The organism is Mycobacterium sp. (assembly GCF_019243155.1).
Taxonomy (GTDB): Bacteria; Actinomycetota; Actinomycetes; order Mycobacteriales; family Mycobacteriaceae; genus Mycobacterium.
In genome coordinates this window covers 18,831-43,753 of record NZ_JAFAUS010000267.1, presented here as the reverse complement: position 1 = coordinate 43,753, position 24,923 = coordinate 18,831, and the positions used below count along the sequence as shown (strand labels likewise).

The 24,923-nt window shown below is 67.5% G+C and carries 28 protein-coding genes; 11 read left to right on the top strand and 17 right to left on the bottom strand.

The window, feature by feature from the left end:
* The 6 genes from JOZ00_RS13305 to JOZ00_RS13280 form a co-directional block, all read right to left on the bottom strand.
* On the bottom strand, positions 1-384 hold a 384-nt coding region (locus JOZ00_RS13305), incomplete at its 3' end, for a hypothetical protein (protein WP_293344423.1).
* Complete coding sequence (locus JOZ00_RS13300) at positions 377-985, bottom strand: YbhB/YbcL family Raf kinase inhibitor-like protein (RefSeq protein ID WP_293344422.1); 609 nt, start codon at positions 983-985, stop codon at positions 377-379. The genes JOZ00_RS13305 and JOZ00_RS13300, both read right to left, overlap by 8 nt.
* A 60-nt stretch (positions 986-1,045) precedes the next feature.
* Positions 1,046-1,492: an SRPBCC family protein gene (locus tag JOZ00_RS13295; RefSeq protein WP_293344421.1), complete on the bottom strand. Its 447-nt coding sequence runs from the start codon at positions 1,490-1,492 to the stop codon at positions 1,046-1,048.
* Between the two features lie 57 nt (positions 1,493-1,549).
* Positions 1,550-2,554 (bottom strand): medium chain dehydrogenase/reductase family protein, encoded by a 1,005-nt coding sequence (locus tag JOZ00_RS13290; protein ID WP_293344420.1) that lies wholly within the window; start codon positions 2,552-2,554, stop codon positions 1,550-1,552.
* Between the two features lie 15 nt (positions 2,555-2,569).
* Positions 2,570-2,986 (bottom strand): SRPBCC domain-containing protein, encoded by a 417-nt coding sequence (locus JOZ00_RS13285; RefSeq protein ID WP_293344419.1) that lies wholly within the window; start codon positions 2,984-2,986, stop codon positions 2,570-2,572.
* Positions 2,983-3,297 carry a metalloregulator ArsR/SmtB family transcription factor gene (locus JOZ00_RS13280; RefSeq protein ID WP_293344418.1) on the bottom strand — a complete coding sequence of 105 codons (315 nt, stop codon included), beginning with the start codon at positions 3,295-3,297 and terminating at the stop codon, positions 2,983-2,985. Before JOZ00_RS13280 ends, JOZ00_RS13285 begins: the two co-directional genes overlap by 4 nt.
* 76 nt (positions 3,298-3,373) lie before the next feature.
* Here JOZ00_RS13280 and JOZ00_RS13275 point away from each other — a divergent pair, with 76 nt between their 5' ends.
* From JOZ00_RS13275 to JOZ00_RS13260, 4 genes are all read left to right on the top strand, one after another.
* On the top strand, positions 3,374-4,087 hold the full coding sequence (locus tag JOZ00_RS13275) for an MBL fold metallo-hydrolase (RefSeq protein WP_293344417.1): 714 nt from the start codon (positions 3,374-3,376) through the stop codon (positions 4,085-4,087).
* Positions 4,088-4,208: 121 nt separating this feature from the next.
* Positions 4,209-6,500 (top strand): isocitrate lyase ICL2, encoded by a 2,292-nt coding sequence (gene aceA / locus JOZ00_RS13270; protein ID WP_293344416.1) that lies wholly within the window; start codon positions 4,209-4,211, stop codon positions 6,498-6,500.
* A 322-nt stretch (positions 6,501-6,822) separates the two neighbouring features.
* Positions 6,823-7,200, top strand: coding sequence for a hypothetical protein (locus JOZ00_RS13265; protein WP_293344424.1), 378 nt, complete (start codon positions 6,823-6,825; stop codon positions 7,198-7,200).
* A 161-nt stretch (positions 7,201-7,361) separates the two neighbouring features.
* Positions 7,362-8,525, top strand: coding sequence for an LLM class flavin-dependent oxidoreductase (locus JOZ00_RS13260; RefSeq protein WP_293344415.1), 1,164 nt, complete (start codon positions 7,362-7,364; stop codon positions 8,523-8,525).
* Here the strand turns inward: JOZ00_RS13260 and JOZ00_RS13255 are convergent.
* Positions 8,518-10,077 (bottom strand): FAD-dependent monooxygenase, encoded by a 1,560-nt coding sequence (locus JOZ00_RS13255; protein ID WP_293344414.1) that lies wholly within the window; start codon positions 10,075-10,077, stop codon positions 8,518-8,520. The two genes, JOZ00_RS13260 and JOZ00_RS13255, sit on opposite strands and share 8 nt — an antisense overlap.
* Positions 10,078-10,186: 109 nt before the next feature.
* Between JOZ00_RS13255 and JOZ00_RS13250 the strand changes: the two genes are divergently transcribed.
* The gene (locus JOZ00_RS13250; RefSeq protein ID WP_293344413.1) at positions 10,187-10,576 is read left to right on the top strand and encodes a hypothetical protein; all 390 of its coding nucleotides are present in this window, start codon (positions 10,187-10,189) and stop codon (positions 10,574-10,576) included.
* Positions 10,577-10,633: 57 nt separating this feature from the next.
* On the opposite strand, the gene JOZ00_RS13245 is transcribed toward JOZ00_RS13250, so the two are convergent.
* From JOZ00_RS13245 to JOZ00_RS13235, 3 genes are read right to left on the bottom strand one after another with little or no spacing between them, the layout of a single operon-like run.
* Positions 10,634-11,101 carry an SRPBCC family protein gene (locus JOZ00_RS13245; protein ID WP_293344412.1) on the bottom strand — a complete coding sequence of 156 codons (468 nt, stop codon included), beginning with the start codon at positions 11,099-11,101 and terminating at the stop codon, positions 10,634-10,636.
* Between the two features lie 35 nt (positions 11,102-11,136).
* On the bottom strand, positions 11,137-12,678 hold the full coding sequence (locus JOZ00_RS13240) for an allophanate hydrolase (protein WP_293344411.1): 1,542 nt from the start codon (positions 12,676-12,678) through the stop codon (positions 11,137-11,139).
* Between the two features lie 4 nt (positions 12,679-12,682).
* Entirely contained in the window at positions 12,683-14,101 is a 1,419-nt protein-coding gene (locus JOZ00_RS13235) for a TIGR00366 family protein (RefSeq protein WP_293344410.1), read from the bottom strand.
* Positions 14,102-14,292: 191 nt separating this feature from the next.
* Here JOZ00_RS13235 and JOZ00_RS13230 point away from each other — a divergent pair, with 191 nt between their 5' ends.
* Both JOZ00_RS13230 and JOZ00_RS13225 read left to right on the top strand, forming a co-directional pair.
* Positions 14,293-16,140, top strand: coding sequence for a fatty acyl-AMP ligase (locus JOZ00_RS13230; protein WP_293344409.1), 1,848 nt, complete (start codon positions 14,293-14,295; stop codon positions 16,138-16,140).
* A 50-nt stretch (positions 16,141-16,190) separates the two neighbouring features.
* Positions 16,191-16,859 carry a hypothetical protein gene (locus JOZ00_RS13225; RefSeq protein ID WP_293344408.1) on the top strand — a complete coding sequence of 223 codons (669 nt, stop codon included), beginning with the start codon at positions 16,191-16,193 and terminating at the stop codon, positions 16,857-16,859.
* A gap of 15 nt (positions 16,860-16,874) precedes the next feature.
* Here the strand turns inward: JOZ00_RS13225 and JOZ00_RS13220 are convergent, their stop codons facing one another.
* On the bottom strand, positions 16,875-17,645 hold the full coding sequence (locus JOZ00_RS13220; protein WP_293344407.1) for an SDR family oxidoreductase: 771 nt from the start codon (positions 17,643-17,645) through the stop codon (positions 16,875-16,877).
* A 58-nt stretch (positions 17,646-17,703) separates the two neighbouring features.
* On the opposite strand from JOZ00_RS13220, the gene JOZ00_RS13215 reads away from it, so the two are divergent.
* The gene (locus JOZ00_RS13215) at positions 17,704-18,180 is read left to right on the top strand and encodes a nuclear transport factor 2 family protein (RefSeq protein WP_293344406.1); all 477 of its coding nucleotides are present in this window, start codon (positions 17,704-17,706) and stop codon (positions 18,178-18,180) included.
* A 54-nt stretch (positions 18,181-18,234) separates the two neighbouring features.
* Here JOZ00_RS13215 and JOZ00_RS13210 read toward each other — a convergent pair whose 3' ends face one another.
* Both JOZ00_RS13210 and JOZ00_RS13205 read right to left on the bottom strand, forming a co-directional pair.
* The gene (locus JOZ00_RS13210) at positions 18,235-18,993 is read right to left on the bottom strand and encodes a DJ-1/PfpI family protein (protein WP_293344405.1); all 759 of its coding nucleotides are present in this window, start codon (positions 18,991-18,993) and stop codon (positions 18,235-18,237) included.
* 19 nt (positions 18,994-19,012) lie between these two features.
* Complete coding sequence (locus JOZ00_RS13205; RefSeq protein ID WP_293344404.1) at positions 19,013-19,963, bottom strand: GlxA family transcriptional regulator; 951 nt, start codon at positions 19,961-19,963, stop codon at positions 19,013-19,015.
* A 134-nt stretch (positions 19,964-20,097) separates the two neighbouring features.
* Here JOZ00_RS13205 and tpx point away from each other — a divergent pair, with 134 nt between their 5' ends.
* Entirely contained in the window at positions 20,098-20,592 is a 495-nt protein-coding gene (tpx, locus tag JOZ00_RS13200) for a thiol peroxidase (RefSeq protein ID WP_293344403.1), read from the top strand.
* 45 nt (positions 20,593-20,637) lie between these two features.
* Here the strand turns inward: tpx and JOZ00_RS13195 are convergent, their stop codons facing one another.
* On the bottom strand, positions 20,638-21,018 hold the full coding sequence (locus JOZ00_RS13195; RefSeq protein WP_293344402.1) for an NYN domain-containing protein: 381 nt from the start codon (positions 21,016-21,018) through the stop codon (positions 20,638-20,640).
* 19 nt (positions 21,019-21,037) lie between these two features.
* On the bottom strand, positions 21,038-21,907 hold the full coding sequence (locus JOZ00_RS13190) for an alpha/beta hydrolase (RefSeq protein WP_293344401.1): 870 nt from the start codon (positions 21,905-21,907) through the stop codon (positions 21,038-21,040).
* An 84-nt stretch (positions 21,908-21,991) separates the two neighbouring features.
* Between JOZ00_RS13190 and JOZ00_RS13185 the strand changes: the two genes are divergently transcribed.
* On the top strand, positions 21,992-22,447 hold the full coding sequence (locus JOZ00_RS13185) for a helix-turn-helix domain-containing protein (RefSeq protein WP_293344400.1): 456 nt from the start codon (positions 21,992-21,994) through the stop codon (positions 22,445-22,447).
* A gap of 2 nt (positions 22,448-22,449) precedes the next feature.
* On the opposite strand, the gene JOZ00_RS13180 is transcribed toward JOZ00_RS13185, so the two are convergent.
* On the bottom strand, positions 22,450-22,968 hold the full coding sequence (locus JOZ00_RS13180) for a hypothetical protein (protein ID WP_293344399.1): 519 nt from the start codon (positions 22,966-22,968) through the stop codon (positions 22,450-22,452).
* A gap of 58 nt (positions 22,969-23,026) precedes the next feature.
* Here JOZ00_RS13180 and JOZ00_RS13175 point away from each other — a divergent pair, with 58 nt between their 5' ends.
* A complete protein-coding gene (locus tag JOZ00_RS13175) occupies positions 23,027-24,211 on the top strand; it encodes an acyl-CoA dehydrogenase family protein (protein ID WP_293344398.1) in 1,185 nt (394 codons plus the stop codon).
* Positions 24,212-24,225: 14 nt separating this feature from the next.
* Here the strand turns inward: JOZ00_RS13175 and JOZ00_RS13170 are convergent, their stop codons facing one another.
* Complete coding sequence (locus JOZ00_RS13170) at positions 24,226-24,906, bottom strand: PE domain-containing protein (RefSeq protein ID WP_293344397.1); 681 nt, start codon at positions 24,904-24,906, stop codon at positions 24,226-24,228.
* Between the last annotated feature and the right edge of the window lie 17 nt (positions 24,907-24,923).

Sequence of the window (24,923 nt, the reverse complement as noted above, 5' to 3'; positions counted from 1 at the left end):
GGTGAAGCCGTCTTCCGTGTGACCGGCGCCGGCCAGGAACGGACACGGCACCTGGAGAAAGTCGGCGTCGTGTATCCATTCCAGCCATCCTTCGGTGCCGCGGATCGCGATGGCGACGTCGCCCGTTTTGTCCTCCTGGCAGATCAGCCCGATGGATACTTCGTCGTCGGCTCGGCTCGGATCCATGTCGGTCGCCAGATCGTTGGCATAGATCGTGGTGACCACGGTGTAGTCGACGCCGCCGGCGCTCAGCGCCTGACCCGCCCTGTTCGTCAAATCGCCGGGCAGCGTCGCGTAGGTCGCATTGACGAGCTGGGCGAATTGTATTGCCTGCGTGACGTTTACCGTCGATGGTGTGGGCATGGCGGGCTCGGGCTCAGCCACCGAACATTCCGGTGAGCTGCGCTTGCGCGGTCGCGGCGCCGGCGATCGTCTGCGCCGCCTGAACACCGGCCAGACCGCCGGGCAGCTGATAGCCATCGGGCAGCTGGTAGAGGGTGAACCGGTAATGGTGTATGCCGCTTCCCGCCGGGGGACAGGGACCCTTGTACGCGGCCTGGCCGGCCGTGTTCGGCAGGGCGGTCGCCCCGGCCGGAGTCTGACCATCGGCGGTGCTACCGGAGCCGGGGGCGATTCCGACGACGACCCAGTGGATGTAGAGGCCGTTGACGGCGTCGGGGTCGTCGACGACGAGGGCGCCACCCAAGGGCGCCGACCACGCCAACGGCGGTGAGATGCCGGCGCCTTTGCAGGTGTACTGCACCGGAATCGGCGCACCGTCGGTGAAGGCCGGGCTGCTGATCGTCAACGGCCCGTCCGGGGGCGCGTTCGGCGCCGTCCGGCCGAGCGTGGTGACCTTCGGCGTCGACGAGGTCGTCGGGTGGCTGTTACCTTGGCCGCCGCAGCCGGCCAGCCCCGACACGATCGCCAGCGCTCCGATGATCGCCGCGATTCGATGAAGCGTGCCCGCCGACGTCGATTTCATGAATAACAGTTTGACTCGCGCGCCCGCGGTCGGAAGGACTTTCACCGCGATTAGGGTGCGCTACTTGCCGCGCTTCTCCACTTCCAGCACCCGCTTGCGCAGCCCCTCGGTGGCCGTGTCCATCAGGCTCTTGGCCCCCCTCTTGACCAGGAATCCGGGCACGGGCGCCACCAGGTCGACGGTGAGTTCGAAGCGGACCCGGGTGGAGTCGCCTTCGGGCGTCAGCGTGTACCGACCCTCTTGCGCGCGTTGCTGTTTGGCACTGACCAGGGTCCAACCCACGCCGTCGTCGTGGACGGTGTATGCCAGCTCCTGTTCGTCGCTGACGCCGACGAGTTTCACCACCTGCTTGGATCTGCTGGGGTGCCCTTGGTCGTCCCGTTCGAGGATCTCTATCTTTCGATGGACCGAGGACCACTCGGGCAACGACTCGAGGTCGAACAGCACGTCCATGATCTCGTCGGGTGTCGCGTCGATGACGACCTCGCGGGTTTCGGTGATGGCCACCGCACAGAGATAACCCCTGCGACCACGCCGGAAACACCTTTGCCGGGCCGGCGTCGATCAGGGCACCAGCACGACCTTGCCGATGTTCTCCCGTGCCGCCAAGATCTGGTGCGCTCTGGGGGCGTCGGCGAACGGCACGACCGCGTGGACGACCGGGGAGGCGGTGCCGTCGCGCAGCGCCTCGGCCAGCGGGGTGATCCAGGGTTCGAGCGTCCCGCGGTCGTCCCACAGCCGCAACATGTTGAGTCCGATCACGGCTTTCGAATCCGAGAGTTGGTCGAGCAGGTTGAAACCGCGCACCATCGCCAGCGCCTGTGGAGCCGCCGTGCGAAGCGAGCGCTTCTCGCCCTGCTGCATCGCCGAAACCCCGTAGCCGACAAGCCTTCCCCCGGGGCGCAGCAATGCGTAGGACCGCCGCAGTGACGTTCCGCCGAGCGCGTCGAGCACCACGTCATACGGGCCCAGGCCGTGCCACCAGCCGTCGCGGCGGTAGTCGATCGCGCGGTCCACTCCCAATTCGGCCAGCTTCTGGTGCTTGCCGGGGGAGGCGGTGCCGTGCACTTCGGCCCCGGCCGCTTTGGCGAACTGGATGGCTGCGATCCCCACGCCACCGGCAGCAGCGTGCACCAGCACCCGCTCGCCGGCCCGCAGTGACCCGTAGCCGTGCAGCGCCGCCCACGCGGTGGCGTAGTTGACGGGGACCGCGGCGCCCTGTTCGAAGCTCAGCGAATCGGGCAGCGCGACCGAGTCGTTCGCCGCGACGTTGACGATCTCGGCGTAGCCGCCGAATCGAGTTCCGGCCAGCACCCGTTCGCCGACGCGGCTCGCGCTCACCCCCTCACCGACGGCTTCGACCGTCCCGGCGACCTCGTAGCCGACCACCGCCGGAAGCTTGGGCGCGTCGGGATACAGACCGACACGGGCGAGATGATCGGCGAAGTTCACGCCCGCCGCGCGCACGGCGATCCGTAGCTGACCGGGCCCGGGTGCGGGCGGATCCGGGAACTGCTGCACCCGCAGGACGCTGGGATCGCCCCGCTTGGTGATCACGACTGCGCGCACTGTTGTCCTCCTGGGTTAGGAACCGGTCTGCACGGCCACGTCGGCGAGGCGGGGGAGAACGGTGTCGCGCCAACCGGGCCCCATCTGCTCGAAGGCCTGGGTCATCCGCCTGTTATCCATGTCAAATCCGCTGTGCTCCAGGAACACTCGGGTTCCGGTGCCTTCCGGCTCCAGGCGCCACGCGAGCTTCCAGGCAGGGGTGAACGTGTAGACGAACCGGTGTGGCTGGTCGACCTCGAGCACCTTGCAAGGCTGCTTGCCATACCCGGGCATGTCGAGAGTGAACTGGTGACCGACCACCGCGGCCACCTCTCCCTCGGCCCACCACAGTCGCATCAGGTCGGGCTCGGTCAGCAACCGCCACACTTTGGCCGGCGGCGCCGCCACGAATTGATCCACCCGAATGGTCGCAGTCTTCGACGTCTGAGTCATTCCAGCTCCTCTGCTGCTTCGGCGAGTCTGGCCAGTCGCGAACGCCAGAACTTCTCGAACGGATGTAGCCAGTCGCCCAGCGCCGCCAGCGGTTCGGCGGTCAGGCGATAGATGCGATGACGCCCTTGCGGCTCGTCGGCGACCAGCCCGGCATCGCGCAACACCTTGAGGTGCTCGGCGACGGCGGGCCGGCTGAGCTCGAACCGTTCGCTGAGTTGTCCCGCCGACAACGGTTGCAGGCACAGGATCTCCAGCAGTTCGCGACGTACCGGATTGGCGAGGGCGAGAAAGACCCGGTCAGTGCTGGCCACTGCGCCAATATATGTCGGGCATTTCCGACATGTCAACAATTTCCGACACATGCGCGCCCGCGCTACCTTGCTTACTGTGCATTTCGGCTGGGAACGATTGACCGACAGCGTGCATCGCTGCCGGCTACCGTTCTGCGATGTCACGATCGGACTGGTTGCGGGGCGCACCGGGGCGTTGCTCGTCGACACCGGCACGACGTTGCGCGAGGCGTCGGCGATCGACGCCGATCTCCGCGAGCTTGCCGGCCGCGGGGTCACTCATATTGTGTTGACGCACAAGCACTTCGACCATGTTCTGGGTTCCTCGTGGTTCGCCGACGCCGATATCACCTGTGCGCCCGAGGTCGCCGAATACCTGACGAAGGCAACCGATGAGCTTCGCGAGGACGCGCTGCGGCATGGCGCCGACGCCGCGGAGATAGATCGCGCGATCGCGGCCTTGCGCCCGCCGCAGCACGGGATCTACGACGCCGTCATCGATCTGGGCGACCACATGGTGACGAGCACCCACCTCGGTGGTGGGCACACGAACTCGGACTTGGTGGTGATCGTGCGCAGCAACGCCGACCGGACCGTCGTGTTCACTGGTGATCTCGTCGAGGAGTCCGGCGACCCGGCGATCGACGCCGACTCCGATATCGCCGCGTGGCCTGCGACGCTCGATCGACTGCTCGCGATCGGCGGACCCGAAGCGATATACGTGCCGGGGCACGGCGACGTCGTCGACGCGGAGTTCGTCGGTCGTCAACGCGACTGGTTGCGGCGGCGCGCGGCAGTCGATCCTGGTTGAGTCGCCAGGACAGCGCGTGTCTCAAGGGATTTGGATTGAGTACTTCGGCCGCTGATTCAACCGTGACGTCCGGGGATAGACTCCTACTCAGCAGTAACGTGCCGAAGAGGAGCGTAAGCCAATGGCGATCATCGATAGGGACACCGAAGTCCGGCCATCGTTCGAAGACCAGGTCGCTGCCACGCAGCGATACTTCGACGACCCACGCTTTGAGGGGATCATCCGTCTCTACACGGCCCGCCAGGTAGCGGAGCAGCGCGGCACGATCCCGACCGACTACGCGGTCGCACGCGAGGCGGCGACTGCTTTCTACCCTCGCCTGCGCGAGCTGTTCGCGCAGAAGAAGAGCATCACCACGTTCGGTCCGTACTCGCCCGGGCAGGCCGTCAGCATGAAGCGGATGGGCATCGAGGGGATTTACCTCGGCGGTTGGGCGACGTCCGCCAAGGGATCCACCACCGAGGACCCGGGGCCGGACCTGGCCAGCTACCCACTGAGCCAGGTGCCCGAGGACGCCGCGGTGCTGGTGCGCGCCCTGCTGACCGCGGACCGCAACCAGGAGTACCTGCGGCTGCAGATGAGCGAGCAGCAGCGCGCCACCACTAAGCAGTACGACTACCGGCCGTTCATCATCGCCGACGCCGACACCGGTCACGGCGGTGACCCGCACGTGCGCAACCTGATCCGGCGTTTCGTCGAGGTCGGCGTGCCCGGCTACCACATCGAAGACCAGCGTCCGGGCACGAAGAAGTGCGGCCATCAGGGCGGCAAGGTTCTCGTGCCGTCCGACGAACAGATCAAGCGCCTCAACACCGCTCGCTTCCAGCTCGACGTCATGAAGGTGCCCGGCATCATCGTGGCGCGCACCGACGCCGAGGCGGCCAACCTGATCGACAGCAACTCCGACGAGCGCGACCAGCCGTTCCTGCTGGGCGCGACCAACCTGGATATTCCCTCCTACAAGGGCTGCTTCCTGGCTCTGATGCGGCGGTTCTACGAGCTGGGCGTCAAGGAACTGAACGGCCACCTGCTCTACGCGCTTGCCGACAGCGAGTACGGCATTGCCAACGCCTGGCTCGAGCGGCAGGGCATCCTGGGCCAGGTCTCCGAGGCCGTCAACACCTGGCGGGAGAACGGGCAACACTCGATCGACGACCTTTTCGACCAGGTCGAGTCGCGGTTCGTGGCCGCCTGGGAGGACGACGCCGGGCTGATGACCTACAGCGATGCCGTCGCGGAGGTGCTCGCCTTCGGCGAGAGCGAAGGAGACGAGCCGGCGAGCATGAGCGCCGACCAGTGGCGGCAGTTCGCCGCGCGGACGTCGCACTACGCCGCCCGGGAGAAGGCGCGAGAGCTGGGCGCCGCGCCGAACTGGAGCCCCGAGCTGGCACGGACCCCCGAGGGCTACTACCAGGTGCGCGGCGGCATTCCGTACGCAATCGCCAAGTCGCTGGCCGCGGCGCCATTCGCCGACATTCTCTGGATGGAGACGAAGACCGCGGACCTGGCCGATGCCAAGCAGTTCGCCGACGCGATCCACGCCGAGTTCCCCGACCAGATGCTGGCGTACAACCTCTCGCCGTCGTTCAACTGGGACACCACCGGCATGAGCGACGAGGAGATGAAGCGCTTCCCTGAGGAGCTCGGCAAGATGGGCTTCGTCTTCAACTTCATCACCTACGGCGGACACCAGATCGACGGTGTCGCCGCCGAGGAGTTCGCCGCCAACCTCAGGCAGGACGGCATGCTGGCGCTGGCTCGGCTGCAGCGCAAGATGCGGCTGGTCGAGTCGCCGTACCGCACTCCGCAGACCCTGGTCGGCGGCCCACGCAGCGACGCCGCGCTCACCGCTTCCTCGGGACGCACCGCGACCACCAAGGCGATGGGGAAGGGCTCGACCCAGCATCAGCATCTGGTGCAGACCGAGGTGCCCAAGAAGCTGCTCGAGGAATGGCTGGCCCTGTGGAGCGAGCACTATCAGCTGGGCGAGAACCTGCGGGTCACACTGCGGCCGCGGCGTGCGGGCTCGGACGTTCTCGAGCTCGGGATCGTCGGCGACGGCGGCGAGCAGCTGGCCAACGTCGTTGTCGACCCGATCAAGGACCGGCACGGCCGCAGCATCCTGCAGGTGCGCGACCAGAACACCTTCGCCGAGAAGCTGCGCCAGAAGCGGTTGATGACGCTGATCCACCTCTGGCTGGTGAACCGCTTCAAGGCCGACGCGGTGATCTACGTGACGCCGACCGAGGACAACCAGTATCAGACCGAGAAGATGAAGTCCCACGGGATCTTCAGCGAGGTCTATCAGGAGGTCGGCGAGATCATCGTCGCCGAGGTGAACAAGCCGCGCATCGCCGAGCTGCTCAAGCCCGACCGCGTGGCGCTGCGCAAGCTGATCACCAAGGAAGGGTAGGCAGCGGCGCCGCCACCCCACCGAAGTCCGAACGGCTGCGGCGATTTCGGATGCCCGCGCACGCGTCGTCCAGCGCCACGCCCGCCCGGCGCGACGCGGCCGACCCCGGCGTGCACGGCACAACCCTCGCCGGCTGCATATCCGGGGCGAACTGCTAGCGACAGGCCGGTCGAATTCGCCGATGGCCCAGCTACTAACCAGTAGCGGGCCATCGGATTCTTTTGCTCGGATTCCACCGCCGTTCTGAGTTTGCCGCGAGACCCCCCGGGGTAACTCGAAGTGGACTGCACGCGATGTGGCGGAAGCGGATTGGGGATTGAAGATGAAGTCGGGGGCCAGGACTGCGGTCGCACTTTTCGGCGGCGCCGCAATGCTTGTGTTGACGGTTGCATGTGGCGGCGGCCATAAAGGACCGAGCACCTCGACCTCAACAACGACCAGTCCCACGTCCAGCGTGGCGCCCGCGCCGTCCACGGGCGGACCGACCGGCGGAGGCGGACCGGATGGCGGCGGCGGAGGCGCCCCCGGAGGACCCAACGGCGGTGGCGGGCCGAATGGCGGCAGCGGCAGCATCCCGGGCGGACCGACCGGTGGCGGCGGCCCCGGCGGCGGTAGCGGCAGCATTCCGGGCGTCGGCGGTGGCGGCGGCGGACCCGGTGGCGGCGGCGGTTGCGTCGGCAACATCTGCGGCGGCGGCTGACCCATCCGAAAGACTTGCTCCCTATAGCCGGTGGGGCCGGGATTACTCGGCCCCATCGGCTGAGCAGGAACATTTCTGTGCCACCGACTTCCCTTGTGGCCTAGGGCCAAACCCCCATTCCGAGTTATGGTTCTCCGCAACTCGAATGCAAGGGGACTTCAATGTCGAAGCTCAGGTTCGGATACTTCATCGCCCCGTTTCATCGGGCGGGCACCAATCCGACGCTGGCCCTGCAACGTGACCTGGAATTCGTCGAGCATCTGGATGCCCTGGGCTTCGACGAGGCGTGGATCGGTGAACACCATTCCGCGGGAAGCGAACTCATCGCCTCGCCGGAGATCTTCATCGCCGCGGCCGCCGAGCGGACCAAGTGGATCAAGCTTTGCACCGGAGTGATCTCGCTCGCCTACCACAACCCGCTCTGGGTCGCCGACCGGCTGATGATGCTCGACCACCTCACCCACGGCCGCGTGATCGGAGGGGTGGGACCCGGCTCGCTGCCCAGCGACTCGTCGATGATCGGTCTGACGCCGACCGACACCCGCGAGTTGCTGGAGACAAATCTCGACATCGTGGTCCGGTTGCTGGCGGGAGAGACCGTGAGCGCGAAGACCCCGACGCACGAGTTGCACAACGCCAAGCTGCAGCTTGCCCCCTACTCCGAAGCCGGGGTGCCGCTGGCGGTGGCCGCGGTCGCCTCGCCGACGGGCGCGCGGCTGGCGGGCAAGCATGGCATCGGCCTGCTGTCGATTGGTGCGACGCTGACCGTGGAGGGCTTCAACGCGCTGCAGTATCACTGGGACATCGTCGAGGAGCGTGCGGCCGCGTTCGGCACCAAGGTCGATCGCAAGAACTGGAGTCTGGTCGGGCCGTTCCACATCGCCGAGACCGACAAGCAGGCGCGCGAGGACGTGAAATTCGGCCTCGAGCCGTGGTTTCGGTATTTCCAGAAGGTCGCCGCGTTCCCGCAAATGACGATGCCGGGGGAGCAGATCGACGAGATGATCGACGTCATCAATGAGAACGGCGCCGGTGTGATCGGCACTCCGGAACGGGCACGCGAACAGGTGCAGCGGATGTGGGACCAGTCCGGCGGATTCGGCTGCATGCTGCAGATGGGCCACGAGTGGGCCAATCCCGCGGCGACCAAACGGTCGGCGGAATTGTTCGCGGCCGAGGTGGTGCCGCACTTCCAGGGCCAGGCGCAGCCGACGCTGGATGCCGCCACCCGCGCCAGCGAGGTGCGTGAGGGGCTCGCGGAATCGCAGAACCAGGCCGTCGCGCACATGACGAAGAAGTATCAGGACGAGATCGGCGCTAAGTAGCGATGCCGAACCACCGCGCCAGCGTCTCGCGGACTTCCGCGGGATCGGGTGCGGCCGCCGACGATGCCCACGCCACATAGCCGTCGGGACGCACCAGAAGCGCCGTGGCGGCCACCTCACCGACCGGTGTGCCGACGGCGACCGTCAGCCGGTCCGTCACGTCCGCGAGCGTGGTCGCCACGCCACCCCCGTCGGTGAGGTCGACCAGCAGTGGCCGGCCGGACCGCGCGAACTCGGCGATGCGACGCGTGCCGCCGGCGTCCGCCACCGCGAAGTCGGGCACCCAGTACCCGGCCAGCGGGTGGGCCGAAGCGCCTGTGATGTAACGGTTTTCGGCCCCCGATATCAGGTTGCTGAGGCGCCGGGCGACGTCGGAGTCGGTGACCAACTCGGAGAACAGTTCACGCAGGGCCGTCACCTCGGGTCCGGGTCGGACGAGCGCCAGCTGGGCGCGGCTGTGCATGATGACGCGTTCGGCGGCGCGCCGGCGTTCGGTCTCGTAGGTGTCGAGCAGCGCGTCATCGACCCGGCCGCTGACCACCGCCGCCAGCTTCCAGCCGAGGTTCACCGCGTCCTGCAAACCGAGGTTGAGTCCCGGCCCGCCCATCGGGGAGTGCACATGCGCGGCGTCGCCGACCAGAATCACCCGACCCAACCGATACCGCGACGCGATCCGGGAATTGATGCCACAGAACCGACGCAGGTCGAGCGGCGCATCGGGGACCGCGGGCCGCAACGGCACGTCAATACCGAGGACACGCTTGGCCGTGGCCTCCAATTCCCCAAGGCTCATGGGCGACCCGTCGACGTCATCGTCGCGCCGGTCTTCGCGAGCCGAGCTGTCCAACTCGAAGATAAGCACGGCCGCCCTGCCCCCGAGCGCGCCGTACGCGAAGACACCCCGCTCGGCCCGATAGAACCGCAGGGGCGGCAGGCGGCCATACCCGGGGATGTCCAGCCCGCCGCTGACCGGATCGATCCATTCAAGTGGTGGGAGCACGTCGAATCCCATTCGGACAGTCGCGTCGTACGAGGACATGCCGGGGAAGTCGATGCCGGCCAGCTTGCGGGTTGTGCTGGTGCCGCCGTCGGCGCCGACGAGGTACTCGGCCGTCAGCTCGTAGGCGCCGTCAGGGCCGGTGACACGCACCGTGACCGCGTCGTCGTGCTGATCGAAGCCGGTAAGCGAATGGCCCCAACGGATGTCGGCGTCGTGTGCGCTCGCCCGCTCCGCCAGCACCTCAACCAGCCTGGGTTGTTGAACTGGCAGCAGAAAGATCTGCGAATCGGGCACCAGCGTCGCGTCGAGGGGGAAGGCCGCGAACATCGCCCGGGGGTTGAGTTGCGGCGGCTGATCGGTGTCCGCGAGCAGGCGGTACAGGCCGCGGTGATCGAGGATCCGAACCCCTTGCCCGATAACACCGTTCGCCCGTCGCTGCGAATTGGGGCCCGGCATCGGATCCAGCACCACGGGTTTGATCCCTGCCAGCCCTAGCTCACCGGCGAGCATCAGGCCGTTGGGACCCCCGCCCACGATGACGACGTCAGTCACTTCGTCCAGAGTAGTGAAGAGCGCGCGGGCGTCGATTCACCAGAGTTTTCAAAGTCCAGCGACAGCGACGTCTCAGTTGGCAGCTAGTGACGGGGAGCACACATGAAGGATGAACACCACCACCCCTCACGAGAACACCACCGCGGCCGGCGCCCGTCGTCGGCGATTACGAATGATGCAGCTCATTTTCGCGGGCGCCGCGACCGTCGCGCTGCTCACCCTTTTCCACGCGGCCGGCCCGGCGGCAGCCACGCTCGGATCGGGATCAGTGCGCCTGGCGGACACGGCATTTCCGCTGGCGCCACCGGGGCTGTCCGGCACGGGCGGGTTCGCCACCGACTCCGACGACGATCAAGCCCAACTGCAGCAACAACAGAACCTGCAGCAGATGCTGCAGTCCGAGCAGCAGGCGCAAGAACAAAACGACGAGGCTCAGCAGCAGTTCAATCAGGACATGCAGCAGCAACAGCTGTACGAGAACCAGTTCAACAACCCGTAGAGCTTGCTTCAATGCGTGGCGGCCGCTCGGTGCGGCCGTCATGCGCTGTGCGAACAGTTAGCGGCCGGCGTTCGTTTCGCGCTCGGCGGCCTTGACCAGCCGGCTCGCGAAGAATGCGACCGCACCCCCCATGGCCGCGCGCATCACCGGCCCCGTTCCCCGAACCCCCTCGGTGAACGCGCCGGTCCAGCGGATGTCGGTGCCGCCCGCCGCATTCGGCGTCAGGACCACCTCGCCGGCGTAGTCCTTGGCCGGTGTCGGGGGCCCGACCAGTTTGTAGGCGTGCCGCCGATCCTGCTCGTACTCGACGGTCTCCTCCTGCACCAGCATCGGCCACATTCCCACCTTGCGGATGGCGCCGACTCCACCCGGCGCGGGGTCACCTTGGCGCGCCCAGCTGGAATGAACGACGATCGGCTTGGCCCACTTCGACCAGTTGGCGCCGTCCGTCACGAGCCGGAACAGCGTCGCGGCGGGCGCGGTGCTCGTGCGATTGACTTCGAAGGAGAATGCGCGGCCCGACATGCCCGCAAACGCTACCGCCCGTGGTGCGCGGCCGGTCAGTGGGGCTCGGCGGCCAACCCGACGACGCGGCGCCCGTCCGCCAGCTCGACGCCGGCCATCGACACCTGCGCCGGCAACGTCGCCACCAGGCGACCCAGCCCCGCCTCGGAGATCCGGAACACCTCGCCGCGGCCCTTTGCCGTCTCGACTTCCCCGACGTGGCGGGCGCCGAGTTGCTCGAGCAGCCCGTCGACATGTGCGTCGAATACCGCTAGTTCGCAGCTCGCTTCCGTCAAAAGAGCTGAGGCGCAGCCGCTGAGGCGCGCGGCGATGTCGACGGCGACCTGGTCGTGGAATGCCGGGACCACGATCGTCACCCCGAACGGGGTGCCGCTCATCGTCGGCTCACCCGGGAGGGCGACCGCGGCCATATCGAGCAGGTTGCAGAAGTTGGTGTACGTCCCCATCCGCCGGTTGATCGCGTAGGGGTCGGCACGCACCTCGTCCAGGGACGGGTGTTCGGTGGTGGTCGGCAGCAGCAATCCGTCGAATCCGGCCAGCAGATCCGCGGCGGCGGACCGCGCGCGCATCAGCGCGTTCAAGTCGGCGGCGAATGCGACGCCGGTGACGGAGCGTGCCGCGGTGATGACCTGTGTGACAACCGGATCCGCGCCCGGGGGAGCGGTGTCGAGGAATTCGCCGACCGCGTCGTAGCGTTCGGCGACGAACGCGCCGTCGTAGAGCAGCAGCGCCGCCTCCAGCAGGACCGAGATGTCGAGCGGTTCGATGCGCAGGCCCGCTCTCGCGGCGCGTGCGACGGTGCGCTCGAACGCATCCCGGTAGGCGTCGCTGACCGCAGCCAGGTTGGCGGCGTCGGGGACGGCCAGTCGCGGCGCGGCGGGCGCCGCGAGCCTGAGGTCGGCGGGCCAGCCGCGGCTGCGCGGGTCCCGCGAGTCCGGGCCCGCGATCACGGCGACCGCGGCGGCCGCCAGGCCGACGTCCGCCGCGAGCACGGAGACGGCGTCGAAGCTGGCGCAGGCGGGGACGACCCCGTGCGTGGGGACGATCCCGAGCGTGGGCTTGATGCCGGCGACGCCGTTCAGCGCGGCCGGCACGCGGACGGATCCCGCGGTGTCGGTGCCGACACCGATGTCGGCGATGCCCAACGCGACGGCCACGGCCGGACCGGAGCTGGAGCCGCCGGAGACCAGCTGCGGATGGTGCGAATTGCGCACGGCGCCATAGGGACTGCGGGTCCCGACCAATCCCGTGCCGAACTGGTCGAGGTTGGCTTTGCCGAGCACGACCGCCCCCGCGGCGAGCAGTCGTTCGACCGCCGCTGCGGTGCTGGTGGGCGTGTAGGCGAACTCGGGGCACGCCGCGGTGGTCGGTAGGCCCGCGACGTCGATGTTGTCCTTGACGGCGACGATCAGTCCCGCCAATGGCACGTCATCGCCCGCGGCGGCGCGCTGTTCGACCCCGGCGGCGTCGGCGAGGACGTCGGCCTGCTCGCGCAGCGTGATCCACACCTCGGGCCGGTCGACTTCGGCGATTCTGCGGTACGCGGCCGCGACGCGGGCCGTGGGGGAGTCGGCCATCTTTTCAGATCACATGCGGCGCGATCAGGATCGCGGCGCTGGATACCGCGAAGCCGATCAGGAAGGCAATCACCGTAAACCCCATCACCTGGCGGACATTGAGCTTGGCGATGGCGAGCACCGGCAGCAGCCAGAACGGCTGGACCATGTTCGCGACGCCCTCGCCGTCGGCGACCGACATCGAGATCAGCCCGAGGTAGGTCCGCGAGTGCTGGCCGACGGCCAGCGCCGAGTCGACCGCGATGGGTCCCTGCACCGCCCAGTGCCCGCCGCCGGACGGCACGAACAACGAGATCAGCACCGAGCCGAGGAACGTGAAGAAGGGCAGCGTGTACTGGTCGGCGCCGTGCACCACCGCCTCGGCCAGCACCGTCTGCAACGCCTTCGAATGCGAGGGCAGATATCCCAGGAGACCCACGATGCCGCCGTACAGGGGGTATTGCAGCAGCAACGGGCCGGACACCCGGGCCGCGTTGGAGAAGGCCCTGATGAAGCGAATCGGCGTGACGTGCAGCAGAGCGCTCGTGATGGTGAACAGCATGATCATCGAGGAGATGTTCAGCGCGAAACCGCTCAGCACGAAATACGTGATGCCCGCGGCAAAGACCAGCACGTTGAGGATCCAGAGATTCTCCAGCCATTCCGCGGGCGTCCGCTTGCCGGTGGGCGCCTGGGGTTCCGGCTCCTCCTCGAAGACCGCCGGGTCCGGTTCGAGACCATCCGCGGGCGCCATTCGCCAGATCGCGATGGCGAGCAGAAACACGACGACGAGCACGGCGACCCAGTTGTAGGGCTGGAAGACGGTCAACGACAACGGAACGGTCATGCCGGTGATCTTGTGGATCACGTTGATCGGGCTCGAGGTGTCGGTGTTGGCGAGAGCGATCGACGACGACAGGCCCTGCGTCCAGACGAGGTAGCCCATGAACCCGGTCGCGATGAGATAACCGAAATGCGCGCCATCGAGCCGCTTGGCGACCTGGCGCGCGACGAGCGCACCCGACACCAGCCCGAGCCCCCAGTTCAGCAGGGAGAAGACGGTGCTGACGCCGAAGCACAGCAGCGCCCCCTGAACCTGGTTGGTGGGCTTACCCGCGATGTAGACGATGGCGCGTTTTAGGATCGGCGCCTCGGCCAGCGTGTAGCCCGTCACCAGGACCAGCACCATCTGGAACGCGAACGTGAAGATGTTCTGCGGTCCCCAGACGCCGCCGTACCACGCCTTGACGATGCCGGTGAACGTCGCGCCGTGGACGAGCAGCGCCACGAGCGCGACGACGATGAGGGTCAGGATGACCGCGAAGAGATACGGGTCGGGCATGAGGCGTTCCACGTACCGGACGCACAGCCCGGTGAACCGCTGGATGATGCCCGGTCGCCGTTCTTCCGTCGGTTCTTCGGTCGGTTCTTCCGTCGTGGTCATGGGTTTCCTTAATCTCTCCGCCAGCGTTGCGGTCTCGTCGACATCTCGAAACCCAACTCCTGGCAGGTTGCGAAAAGGTGAATTTCGGCGAACTCGATGGCGATGTAGAGGATTATTGCCACCCGGATCGCCGTCTGCCAGCGGTGGCCGGAGGAGAAGGCACGCAGTCGCGCGCACCTAGACTTGCGTTCATGGATTCCGGATCCCATCAGCACGCTGGGGCGCCAAACGGCTTGCTGCGTATAGAGGACTGCCTGGACGCCGACGGTCACATCGCGGCGCCGGCAGGCACCACGCTGATCTCGCTCATCGCGCGCAACGTCGCCAGTGTCGGCGACCAGGTGGCGTATCGCTACATCGACCACGCCCGCTCGGAAGGGGACGTGAGCGAGGTGACCTGGTCGCAGTTGGGCGTTCGGCTGAACGCCATCGGCGCGCGCGTGCAGCAGCTTGCGGCCGACGGCGACCGGGTCGCGATCCTCGCGCCGCAGGGCATCGACTACGTCGCCGGTTTCTACGCGACGGTCCAGGCGGGCACCATCGCGGTGCCGCTGTTCGCCCCCGAACTGCCCGGCCACGCGGAACGCCTCGACACGGCCCTGCGCGATTCCGAACCCCGCGTCGTGCTCACCACGGCGGCGGCCAAGGACGCGGTCGAAGGGTTCCTGGGAAACCTTTCCGGAGTGCGCAAGCCGGACGTCCTGATCATCGACGAGATACCCGACTCCGACGGGGAGTCGTTCGTGCACGCCGAACTCGACGTCGACCGCGTCTCGCACCTGCAGTACACCTCGGGCTCGACACGGCCACCGGTGGGTGTGGAGATCACGCACCGCGCGGTGGGCACCAATCTGGTGCAGATGATCCTGTCGATCGACCTGCTCGACCGAAACACCCACGGCGTCAGCTGGTTGCCGCTCTATCACGACATGGGTTTGTCCATGATCGGCTTTCCCGCGGTCTACGGCGGCCATTCGACACTGATGGCCCCCGCCGCGTTCGTGCGCAGGCCGTTGCGGTGGATTCAGGCGCTGTCGGCGGAGTCGAAGACGGGCAACGTCGTCACCGCCGCGCCCAACTTCGCCTACGAGTGGACCGCGCAGCGCGGCCTTCCCGGCCCCGGCGATGACATCGACCTGAGCAACGTGGTGATGATCATCGGTTCCGAACCGGTCAGCGCCGACGCGATGCAGACGTTCAACAAGGCGTTCGCTCCATATGGGTTGCCGCGCACGGCGTTCAAGCCTTCGTACGGCATCGCGGAGGCGACCCTGTTCGTGGCGACCACCGCGACCGGCGCCGAGGCATCGGTGGTGTACCTCGACCGCGAGCAGCTGAGCGCCGGCCACGCCGTCCGCGTCTCCGAGGATTCTCCCGACGCCGTGGTGCAGGTGTCGTGCGGCCAGGTGGCCCGCAGCGAGTGGGCGGTGATCGTCGACCGCGATACCGAATCCGAGCTGCCCGACGGCGAGGTCGGCGAGATCTGGGTGCAGGGCAACAACGTCGCCCGTGGCTACTGGCGGATGCCCGACGAAACGCGGCTGGCATTCGGCGCCAAGCTGCGATCCCGGCTGGCCGACGGCAGCCACACCGAGGGCGCGGACGCCGAGGGCCGCTGGCTGCGCAGCGGCGACCTGGGCGTGTATCTCGATGGTGAGCTCTACGTGACGGGACGGGTCGTGGACCTGATCACCGTCGACGGTCGCAACCACTACCCGCAGGACATCGAAGCCACGGTTGCCGAGGCCTCGCCGCTCGTCCGGCGGGGATACGTGACGGCGTTCGCGGTGCCGGCCGAGGGCCCGGACGCGTCGAGCCAACGCCTGGTGGTCGTCGCCGAGCGTGCAGCGCGCACCAGCCGCGCGGATCCGGAACCGGCGACAGAGGCGATCCGTTCGGCGGTCCTGGACCGACACGGACTGCAACCCGCCGACGTGCTCTTCCTGCCGGCCGGCGCCATCCCGCGAACCACCAGCGGCAAGCTCGCCCGCAGGGCGTGCCGCGACCAATACCTGAGCGGCACGCTGGGCGGCCGCTAAACAGGCAAACCGCACCACCGCGGCGGCCACGCGGGTGGCATCCTGGCCATGTGGGTTTGCTCATCCGGCTCGTGGAACTGCTGATTGTTCTCCTGCCACTCACCGGTGTGATCGTGGCCGCGGTCAGAGCGTTGACCGGCAACCGGAGGCGACCCGAACAGCCGGCCGATCGGGCACCCATGCCCGATGCCGCGGACTCGGCGGGCACCGGCAATAACCACATCGCCCAGTGGCGCTCGCTGCGGCGCGTCCTCGACGAGCACGGCCGCACGGATGCGCGCTGGCTCGAATACGAACTGGACGTCGCCAAGCTCCTGGACTTTCCGCTGATGACCGACATGCGCGACCCGCTGACGATCGCCTTCCATAAAGCCAAGCTGCGAGCCGACTTCCTGCGCCCGGGGAAGGCCGAAGATCTGCTCGACGACCGCGACGCCGCCACCCAGTACATGGCCGCCGTCGAGGACTATGTGACGGCGTTCAATGCCGCGGAGGCTGAAGCGGCGCGCAGGCGCCGCAACGACTTTTCTCAGGCCGACCAACAGCGAATTGCCCGCGCGCAGAACTTGTTACGGGTCGCGTCGGACTCCGCGGCGGCGCCGCAGGAACGCCAGCGCGCGTATGAGTTGGCGCGCCAAGAGCTGGACGGTCTCATCGTGTTGCCGGCCGCGGCACAGGCCGGCATCGAGCGCGGAATCTCCGGCGAGCTGGAGAGCTAGCCCCGCGCCCGATGACTACGGGCAGGTGTACCCGCCGTCGATCACGACGTCCGAGCCGGTCATGTAGCTGGAGGCGGCGCTGGCGAGATACAGGTAGAGCCCGGTGAGTTCTTCCGGACGGCCGATGCGCCCCAGCGGGATCTTCGGTTCCCACAGCCGGTGGTACTCCGCGAGGGGTTCGACGAGCTCGGTGAGGATGTAACCCGGGCTCACGCTGTTGACGCGGATGTTGTGCGGCGCAAGCTCGACGGCCATGGCCTTGGTCAGGTGAATGACCGCCGCCTTGGAGGCACAGTAGTGACCGACAGTCTGCGGGATGTTGATGATGTGTCCCGACATCGAGGCGGTGGTGATGATGGCGCCACCCTCGCCTTGCGCGACCATCGCGCGAGCCGCCGCCTGGGCGGTGAGGAAAACCCCCGTCACATTGGTGTTCTGGATGCGCTGGAATTCTTCCGGCGACATCTCCAGCATCGGGGTGTCGGTGATGATCCCAGCGTTGCAGACCGCAATGTCGATGCCACCCAGCTCCGTCGTCACCCGGTCCAGCATTTCGTCCACCTGGTCGGGCTGGGTGACGTCGCAACGGATCGGTACGACTTTGCCGTCACCGTCCGTCGAGATCTCGGTGGCGACGCTTTCCAGAACGTCGGAATGTCGCGCCGCAAGGGCTACGTGGGCACCGGCTTGGAGATAGGCCTGCGCCACTTTCTTGCCGATTCCACTGGACGCCCCGGTGACCAAGGCCCGCTTGCCGCGCAAGTCGAACATCTCCAACACGTTCATTCCAAAACCCCATTCGCACGAGTGACCCGGAACCAGAACACGTTCTAGTGTGTCCGCTATGGGCAATTTCACCAGGGCAGAAATCGATAGCGCCATCGAAAATTACACGCGGGTCGTCGAAGGGTGCAGCGCGTCAGGTGACTGGCGACCTTTCGCGGATCTATTCACCGAAGACGTCGTCTACACCGAGCATCACTACGGCACCTTCAGCGGGCGTGAGGCGGTTCGGGACTGGATCGTCGCGGTGATGGCGCCCTTCCCGCACATGCGCTTTCCCAACGACTGGGTCGCGTACGACGAGGACAACGACGCCGTCGTCGTGATGATCAAGAATTTGCTCGACCATCCCACCGATCCGGACGGTGAACCGTTCTGGTTCCCGAACTGGACCCGGCTCGTCTACGCCGGCAACGGCCTGTTCTCCAGCGAGGAGGACATCTACAACCCGAACCGCGACGCACCGGGCGTGGTCGCGGCGTGGTTGCAGGCCGGCGGCCAACTCGAATCCAGCGAGATCTTGCAGCCCAACGCTTAACCACTCAGCGCGACAACAACTCTCGCCGAAGCGTTAGGGCTTTTCAGAGTCGCATCATGACTTCCCGGGCGCGACTGATGTGGCCGAAGCGGCGCGGCCCCGCCGTCGCGACCGGACAGCCGCCAGCGCCTGGTCCCAGGCCAGCATCGTCACGGCCTTCATGTTGGCGGGCTTCACGCTGTCCCGGGAGAGCAGCGCGGTCGCGGCCACCTTCGTGGTCGCCGACGCCTTCGACATGTGGCCCGAGTCGAACGGCGGCTGCGGGTCGTATTCGATCGCGAGCTGGATTGTCTTGGCACGGTTTTCGCCGCCGATCTGTCCGGCCAGCCACAGCGCCAGGTCGAGCCCGGCGGACACGCCCGCTCCCGTGACGATGTTTCCTTGCTGCACGATCCGCTCGTCGGCGACCGGGATCGCGCCGAACGCCTTCAAAGCGGGGACGGCGAGCCAGTGCGACGTCGCCCGCTTGCCCTCGAGCAGGCCTGCGGCGGCCAGGAGCACCGAGCCCGAACACACGGACGTCGTCCAGCTCGCGGTCCGGTGGGCCCGCCGCAGCCAGTCGAGCAGCACTTCGTCACGGGCGTGCACCGGAGTCGACTGGCCTCCCGGCACGAGAATGACGTCGGGCGAAGGGGTTTCCGCCAACGAGTGCGTGGCGCCGATGACCAGCACACCGGAGTCGGCGGTGATCGGTCCGGCCTCGTGCCACACAAATCGCACCTCGGCGTCGGGCAAATTTCGCAATATCTCGTACGGGCCGATCATGTCCAGCGCGGTGAATCCTGGATAGGTCACGATCGCGATTTGAGTCATCGGTGTATTCCTTTCGGGATCAGGCGAAGGCCTTGCGGTATTGGTCGGGCGAAATGCCCACGCGGCGAAGGAAATTGCGCCGCATCGTTTCCGCCGTGCCGAAGCCGCAGCGGGAAGCGATCGCGACGACGGTGTCGTCGGTCTGTTCCAGCTGCCGGCGCGCGGCCTCGGTGCGAATGCGTTCGACGTAGTGTCCGGGCGCCTCGCCGACCTCGTCGGTGAACACCCGGGTGAAATGACGGGGGCTCATTGCCGCCCGGCGGGCGAGGTCGCCGATGCTGTGCGGGTGGCCGGGCTCGGCCTCGATGGCCTCCTGCACCTCGCGGATCGGGGCCCGCTTGGCGCGCGGCATCCACACCGGGGCCGCGAACTGCGTCTGTCCGCCGGGGCGGCGCAGGTACAGGACGAGCCAGCGCGCCGCCGTCTGCGCGATCTCGGTGCCGTGGTCGTCCTCGACCAGCGAGAGCGCGAGATCGATGCCGGCGGTGACTCCCGCGGCCGTCCACACCCGGTCTGAGCTACGGACGAAGATCGGGTCCGGATCCACATCGACGTTGGGGAACTCGCTGGCCAACCGCTCGGCGAAGGCCCAGTGGGTGGTCGCCCGGCAGCCGTCGAGAAGGCCCGACTCGGCCGCGAGAAACGCGCCGGTGCAGACGCTGACCACGCGTCGAGCGTTTCCGGAGACCGCCTTGATCCAGTCCATCAGTTCGGGATTGCAGCGCGCCGCGTCGACGCCGCCGCCGCCCGGCAGCACGACCGTGTCGATGGCATCGCACGGATCCGGCAGCGGTTCCGCCACGAACTTCAAACCGGTGGACGTGGTCACGGGTTCGCCGTCGGGGGAGGACATGGCGACCTCGTAACCGCCACCGGTCAGCAGGGACGCGGTGGTGAAGACGTCGTGGGGCCCCACCACATCGAGCGCCTGAACGGCGGGGAAGCCGACGATCACCACCTTGCGAGCCATGAACTCAGTGTTCGCCACACCCGTCATGTCGTCTACGTCACGCACCCCACGGATTAGGACATAACGCACCCCACGGATTAGGACATAACGGACCTGACCCCCGGCGGTCGGGCCGGGCTTGGCAGACTGTGTCCATGGCACAGATAACCTTGCGTGGAAACCCGATCAACACTGTCGGCGAGCTGCCCTCGGTCGGATCTCCGGCCCCGGCGTTCAGCTTGACCGGCACCGATTTGGGCGCGGTCAGCAACGACCAATTCAGCGGAAAACCCGTGGTGCTCAACATCTTTCCGTCCGTTGACACGCCGGTGTGCGCGACGAGCGTGCGGACCTTCAATGAGCGCGCCGCCGGCGGCGGTGCCACCGTGGTGAACGTTTCCAAGGATCTGCCGTTCGCGCAGGCGCGGTTCTGCGGTGCGGAGGGCATCGAGAACGTCAAGACCGGTTCGGCGTTCCGGGACAGCTTCGGCGAGGACTACGGCGTCACCATCACCGACGGCCCGATGGCCGGACTGCTCGCCCGTGCCGTGGTGGTCATCGGCGCCGACGGCAACGTGGCGTACACGGAGCTGGTGCCGGAAATCGCGCAGGAGCCCAACTACGACGCGGCGCTCGCGGCGGTCGGCTGACCGATCCTCAGGCCGCGAGTTGGCAGACCCGATTGGGCGCAGCGGTCATGCGCGCCTCGGATCGACGACATCGCGAAAGCTTGCGGCGGGACGCACGGACGCGCCCAGTCGGGCCACGCGCTCGCTCAGCGCTTTGTCCGACGTCACCACCGAGATCTCGTGCGGGTGGGCATCGGCGTCAATCCGCCTGACGATCTCGTCGTCGGCCGAGTTGGCGGCCGCCCTCGGCGCATAGGCGATCTCGATCACCGACGATGTGATGGCGGTTGCCGGCGGCTGCTCGAACACGACTGTCACGTCGTCGTCATGACCCGACGCCCACCGGTCGAGGTTCTCGACCAACGCGACCATCGCGCGGCCGCGATCCTTCCACCATCCGTCCGGGCGGCTCCCGATCACATTCATGCCGTCCACAATCCACCGCACAACCCCTTACGTTAAGGCGCTAGGTCGCGGTCCGCTGCAAGATATCGGCGGCCACCCGGTCGGGGATCTCGATGTGGGGGCAGTGTCCGGCGTCGGCGTACTCGACGAGGTCCGCGTCGCGGAGCCGCGTGCGCAGTTCCCCGGCGATCGCGGCGCCCGACACCGGGTCGCGCATGCCCCACAGAAACGACAGCGGGACGTCGGTGCGGGTGAGGGCGCCCTCGAAACGGACCGTATTCGCGGCGCGTTCGGGTATGTAGCGCAACAGTTTTCGCTGGATGTCACCATCGGGATCGTTCTCTCGCAGCGCGCGGTAGTGCTCCGCGGCAAGGTCGCGGTCCAGCGGGTGCTCGGTCGAAAACACTTCGCTCCAGGTCTTGAAGAACAGCGACTCCGTGAAGAGGCGGGCCAGCAGCTCCCCGACCACCGGCATCAGGCTCGCCCGCTGCGCAAGCCGCGGCCGATATTTGTCCGCGAACAGCCCGGCGTTTCCGAAGATGCACCGTGCGATGTCGGTGGGACGCTCTGCGCGGCGGGCGAGCAGTTCGGTCGCCACGATCGCGCCGTAGTCGTAAGCGACCACCGCGGTCGGCGCCGGCGCGTACGCGGCGATCACCGCCTCGGCGAGGTCGGCCTGCTCGAAGACGCTGTAGCGGTGACCGGCCGGCTTGTCGCTGGACCCGTAGCCGAGGAAGTCGAACGTGACGACTTCGCGGTGCCGCGCCAATTCGGATTCGACGCCCGCCCACTCGAACGACGACGCCGGAAAGCCGTGCAGCAGAACCACAGTCGGGCCGCTGCCGGCGCGACGCACGAACACCTTCCGCCGCGCTCCGCCGACCGTCAACATCGCCGTTTCGCCGCCCTGACGCCACTCCTGCAAGCCCACGCGCGTCTCCTCCGGTCTCATTTCAAGACCAGACGCTAACACGGGTAGTCTCATTTTGAAACCGGTCGCGGTACGATGGATGGCGTGCGCTATCAGGAACTTGCCGATTTCCCGTGCTCGATCACGCGCCCCCTGGTGATCTTCGGGGACCGGTGGACGATGCTGGTGCTCAAGGCGGCGTTCAACGGCATCCGGCGCTTCAACGCGTTTCAGGCCGCGCTGGGAATCTCCCGCAGCCGGCTACAGGATCGCCTGGATCGGCTCGTCGAGCACGAGATCCTCACCAAAGCGAAGTGCCGCGACGGCAGCCACGAGGAGTACCGACTCACGCAGAAGGGCCGCGACATCTATCCGATATTGATGGCGGTCCGCGACTGGGGTGACCGGTATACGGCCCCCGACGGCCCGCCCGTGCACTTCAACCATCGGGACTGCACCGGCGAGGCGCACGTCACCCTGGCCTGCGACGCATGCGGCACTACCCTCGACGCGCGCGACGTTGTGCCCGTGCCGGGTGCCGGAATGCCGGGTATTTCCTGAAGTCAGTGCACCGCAGCGGATTTCACGATCATCAGCAAGAGGCTCAGCACCACCAATACGCTCAACGTGAGCACTTGGGGCCACGGTCGCCACGGCGCGTCCTGGATGGCGTAGGACATCTCCTTGAGCGGCGAGGTTTGCGGCGGCGCGGCGCGCTGTGGCGGCACCGGGCGGTGGAACTGGTGGAAGTACAACTGGATGAGCGTCGCGCCGATCCACAGCCCACCAAGGAAGCTGACGGAGTCGATACCCCGGCAGAGGACCAGCACGGCGATCCCCACGGTGAAGGCCATCACGTAGCGGTCGGACGTGGTGGTAGCCGAGGGCTTGTCGCCGTACTGCTTGTCGAGCATGGCGCGACGCCGTCGGTACGGCAGCGCGAAAAACGCGAACTTGACGACGATGTGCAGGCCTAGTACCACGACGACGACGGTGGCAACGGTGTTCAGCATGAGGCTCTCTCGTTGGACGTTCTTCCGGCGCGATTCGTTCTTGAAGCGTTGACCGGTTGGTACGGTCACCGATATCAGTTTCACCAGCCGATGTGCTCGCACCGTAGTCGATGATGGGACGCGCCAGATGACATCGATAGCCGACACCGACGACCGCGTTGTCTCGCTGGCCCGCGGCATGCGGGATCTGGTGCGGGCCGAGGCCGCGCAATCCGAGCAGCTGCGCACCCTGACCCCGGCGATCGTCGACGAGATGTGGTCGAGCGGGCTGATGTCGGCCTTCAACCCGGCCGTCGCCGGGGGTGTCGAGCCTTCGTTCACCGAGATGATCGAAACCTGGATCGAAATGGCTTGGCAGGACGGCTCATTCGGCTGGATAGGGATCGCAAACCTGCCATCGTCCTTTGCGGCCGCGGCGTATCTGCCGGACGAGGGTTTCGCCGAGGTGTTCACGGCTCACGACAACCGGGTAACGCTGGGTGGTCAATTCTTTCCCAACGGACAAGGGGCCGCCGTCGACGGCGGCTACCTGGTAAACGGGGCGTGGAACTTCGGCTCGGGCACCGGCCACTCCGAGTACATCGCGGCCGGATTCTTCCCGATGGACAACGGCGAGATGCGCTGGATCGCCGAGGGCTTCCCCGAGATGCGGGTCGCGGTAGTTCCGCGCGACCAGATCAGCTTGAACGACGGCTGGTTCGTGCAAGGTCTCAAGGGAACCGGGTCCTACGACTACTCCGCCAAGGACGTGTTCGTGCCCGCAAGCCGCACGTTCGAGCTGTTCGTGCGCGAGCCGTACCGCGGCACGTCGCCGGCCACCCGGATGGGGTTAATGCCCGTCACCGCCGCGGGCCACGCATCGTGGGCGCTGGGCGTGGCCAAGAGCATGCTCGACGACGTCCAAGAACTGGCGGCGACCAAATACCGGATGAGTGACATGGCCTCCCTGGCGAGCCGCCCGACATTCCAGAAGGGGCTGGCGCACCATCGTGCGGCCTGGCGCGCCGCCCGCCTGCTGGTGCTGGACGCGTTCACCACCGCCGAGTCGGCGGTCGCGGCGGGGGAGGACCTGACGCCGGCGTTGCGCGCGGACATGCGGGTGGCGGCCATCTTCGCGACGGACACGGCCCGCGAGTGCGCCGAGTGGGCCCATCTGGTCGCCGGGACCACCTCGATCCGCGAGGGCAGCCGCCTGGAACGCGCCTTCCGCGACATCTACACCGGAACGCAGCACGCCTTCATCAGCGAGAAGGTGGCCATCGACGCCGCGCAGATATGGCTCGGCATCATCGAAGACCAGCCCGGGTTGTGATGCGCCGCCGCTGATTACAGCAGTTGCTCGCCCGGTGCTTCGTTACCGAGATCCGCACCCTCGTCCCGGTCTTCGGCGACCGACGAGGCCAGGCCGGGGCCGGCGGCTCCGCCCGCGGACGCACCCTGAGCCATGGAGCCGATCGTGCTCAATGGCGCGGCGCCCGCGCCCAGCACCGTCGATGCCGCGCTGACCGCTGCAGGGATGGTCGCCGAGGGGGTACCCGGCACCGTCGGCGTCGGATTCGCCGCCGGAACGCCCTCGACCAAGTTAGCCAGCAGCGGCGTCCGCGAAGCCGATCCGCCTGCGCCCGGTAGCGTTTCGGAGCGCATCAGGCCAGCGGCCGCGCCCGCACCCGATCCGCCGACGAAAGGCTGGCCCACGAATTGGCCACCGGCGGAATCCAGGACGCCGGCGGCCTCGCCGTCGACTTGCGAATACATGCGGGCGATGTCGGTCAGGGTCACACCCGTGCGGGCGACCTCCTCCTGCGCCGCGGTGTGCAGGGCGAGCATCGCGGCACCCTCGGCGGCGAACGCCGCCGCCGCCTGAGCCGAGACCTCGTCGGCCCCGGCGGGAACCAGCGCCGTCACCGCCATCGATGCCGCCGCACCGGAACTCAACCCGCGGGCGGCCATGTCGACCAACTGCACTCCGATAGCGCCGGCGGCCGGATCGTGTGACATCGACACCATGTGCGTGCGGCTCCTGT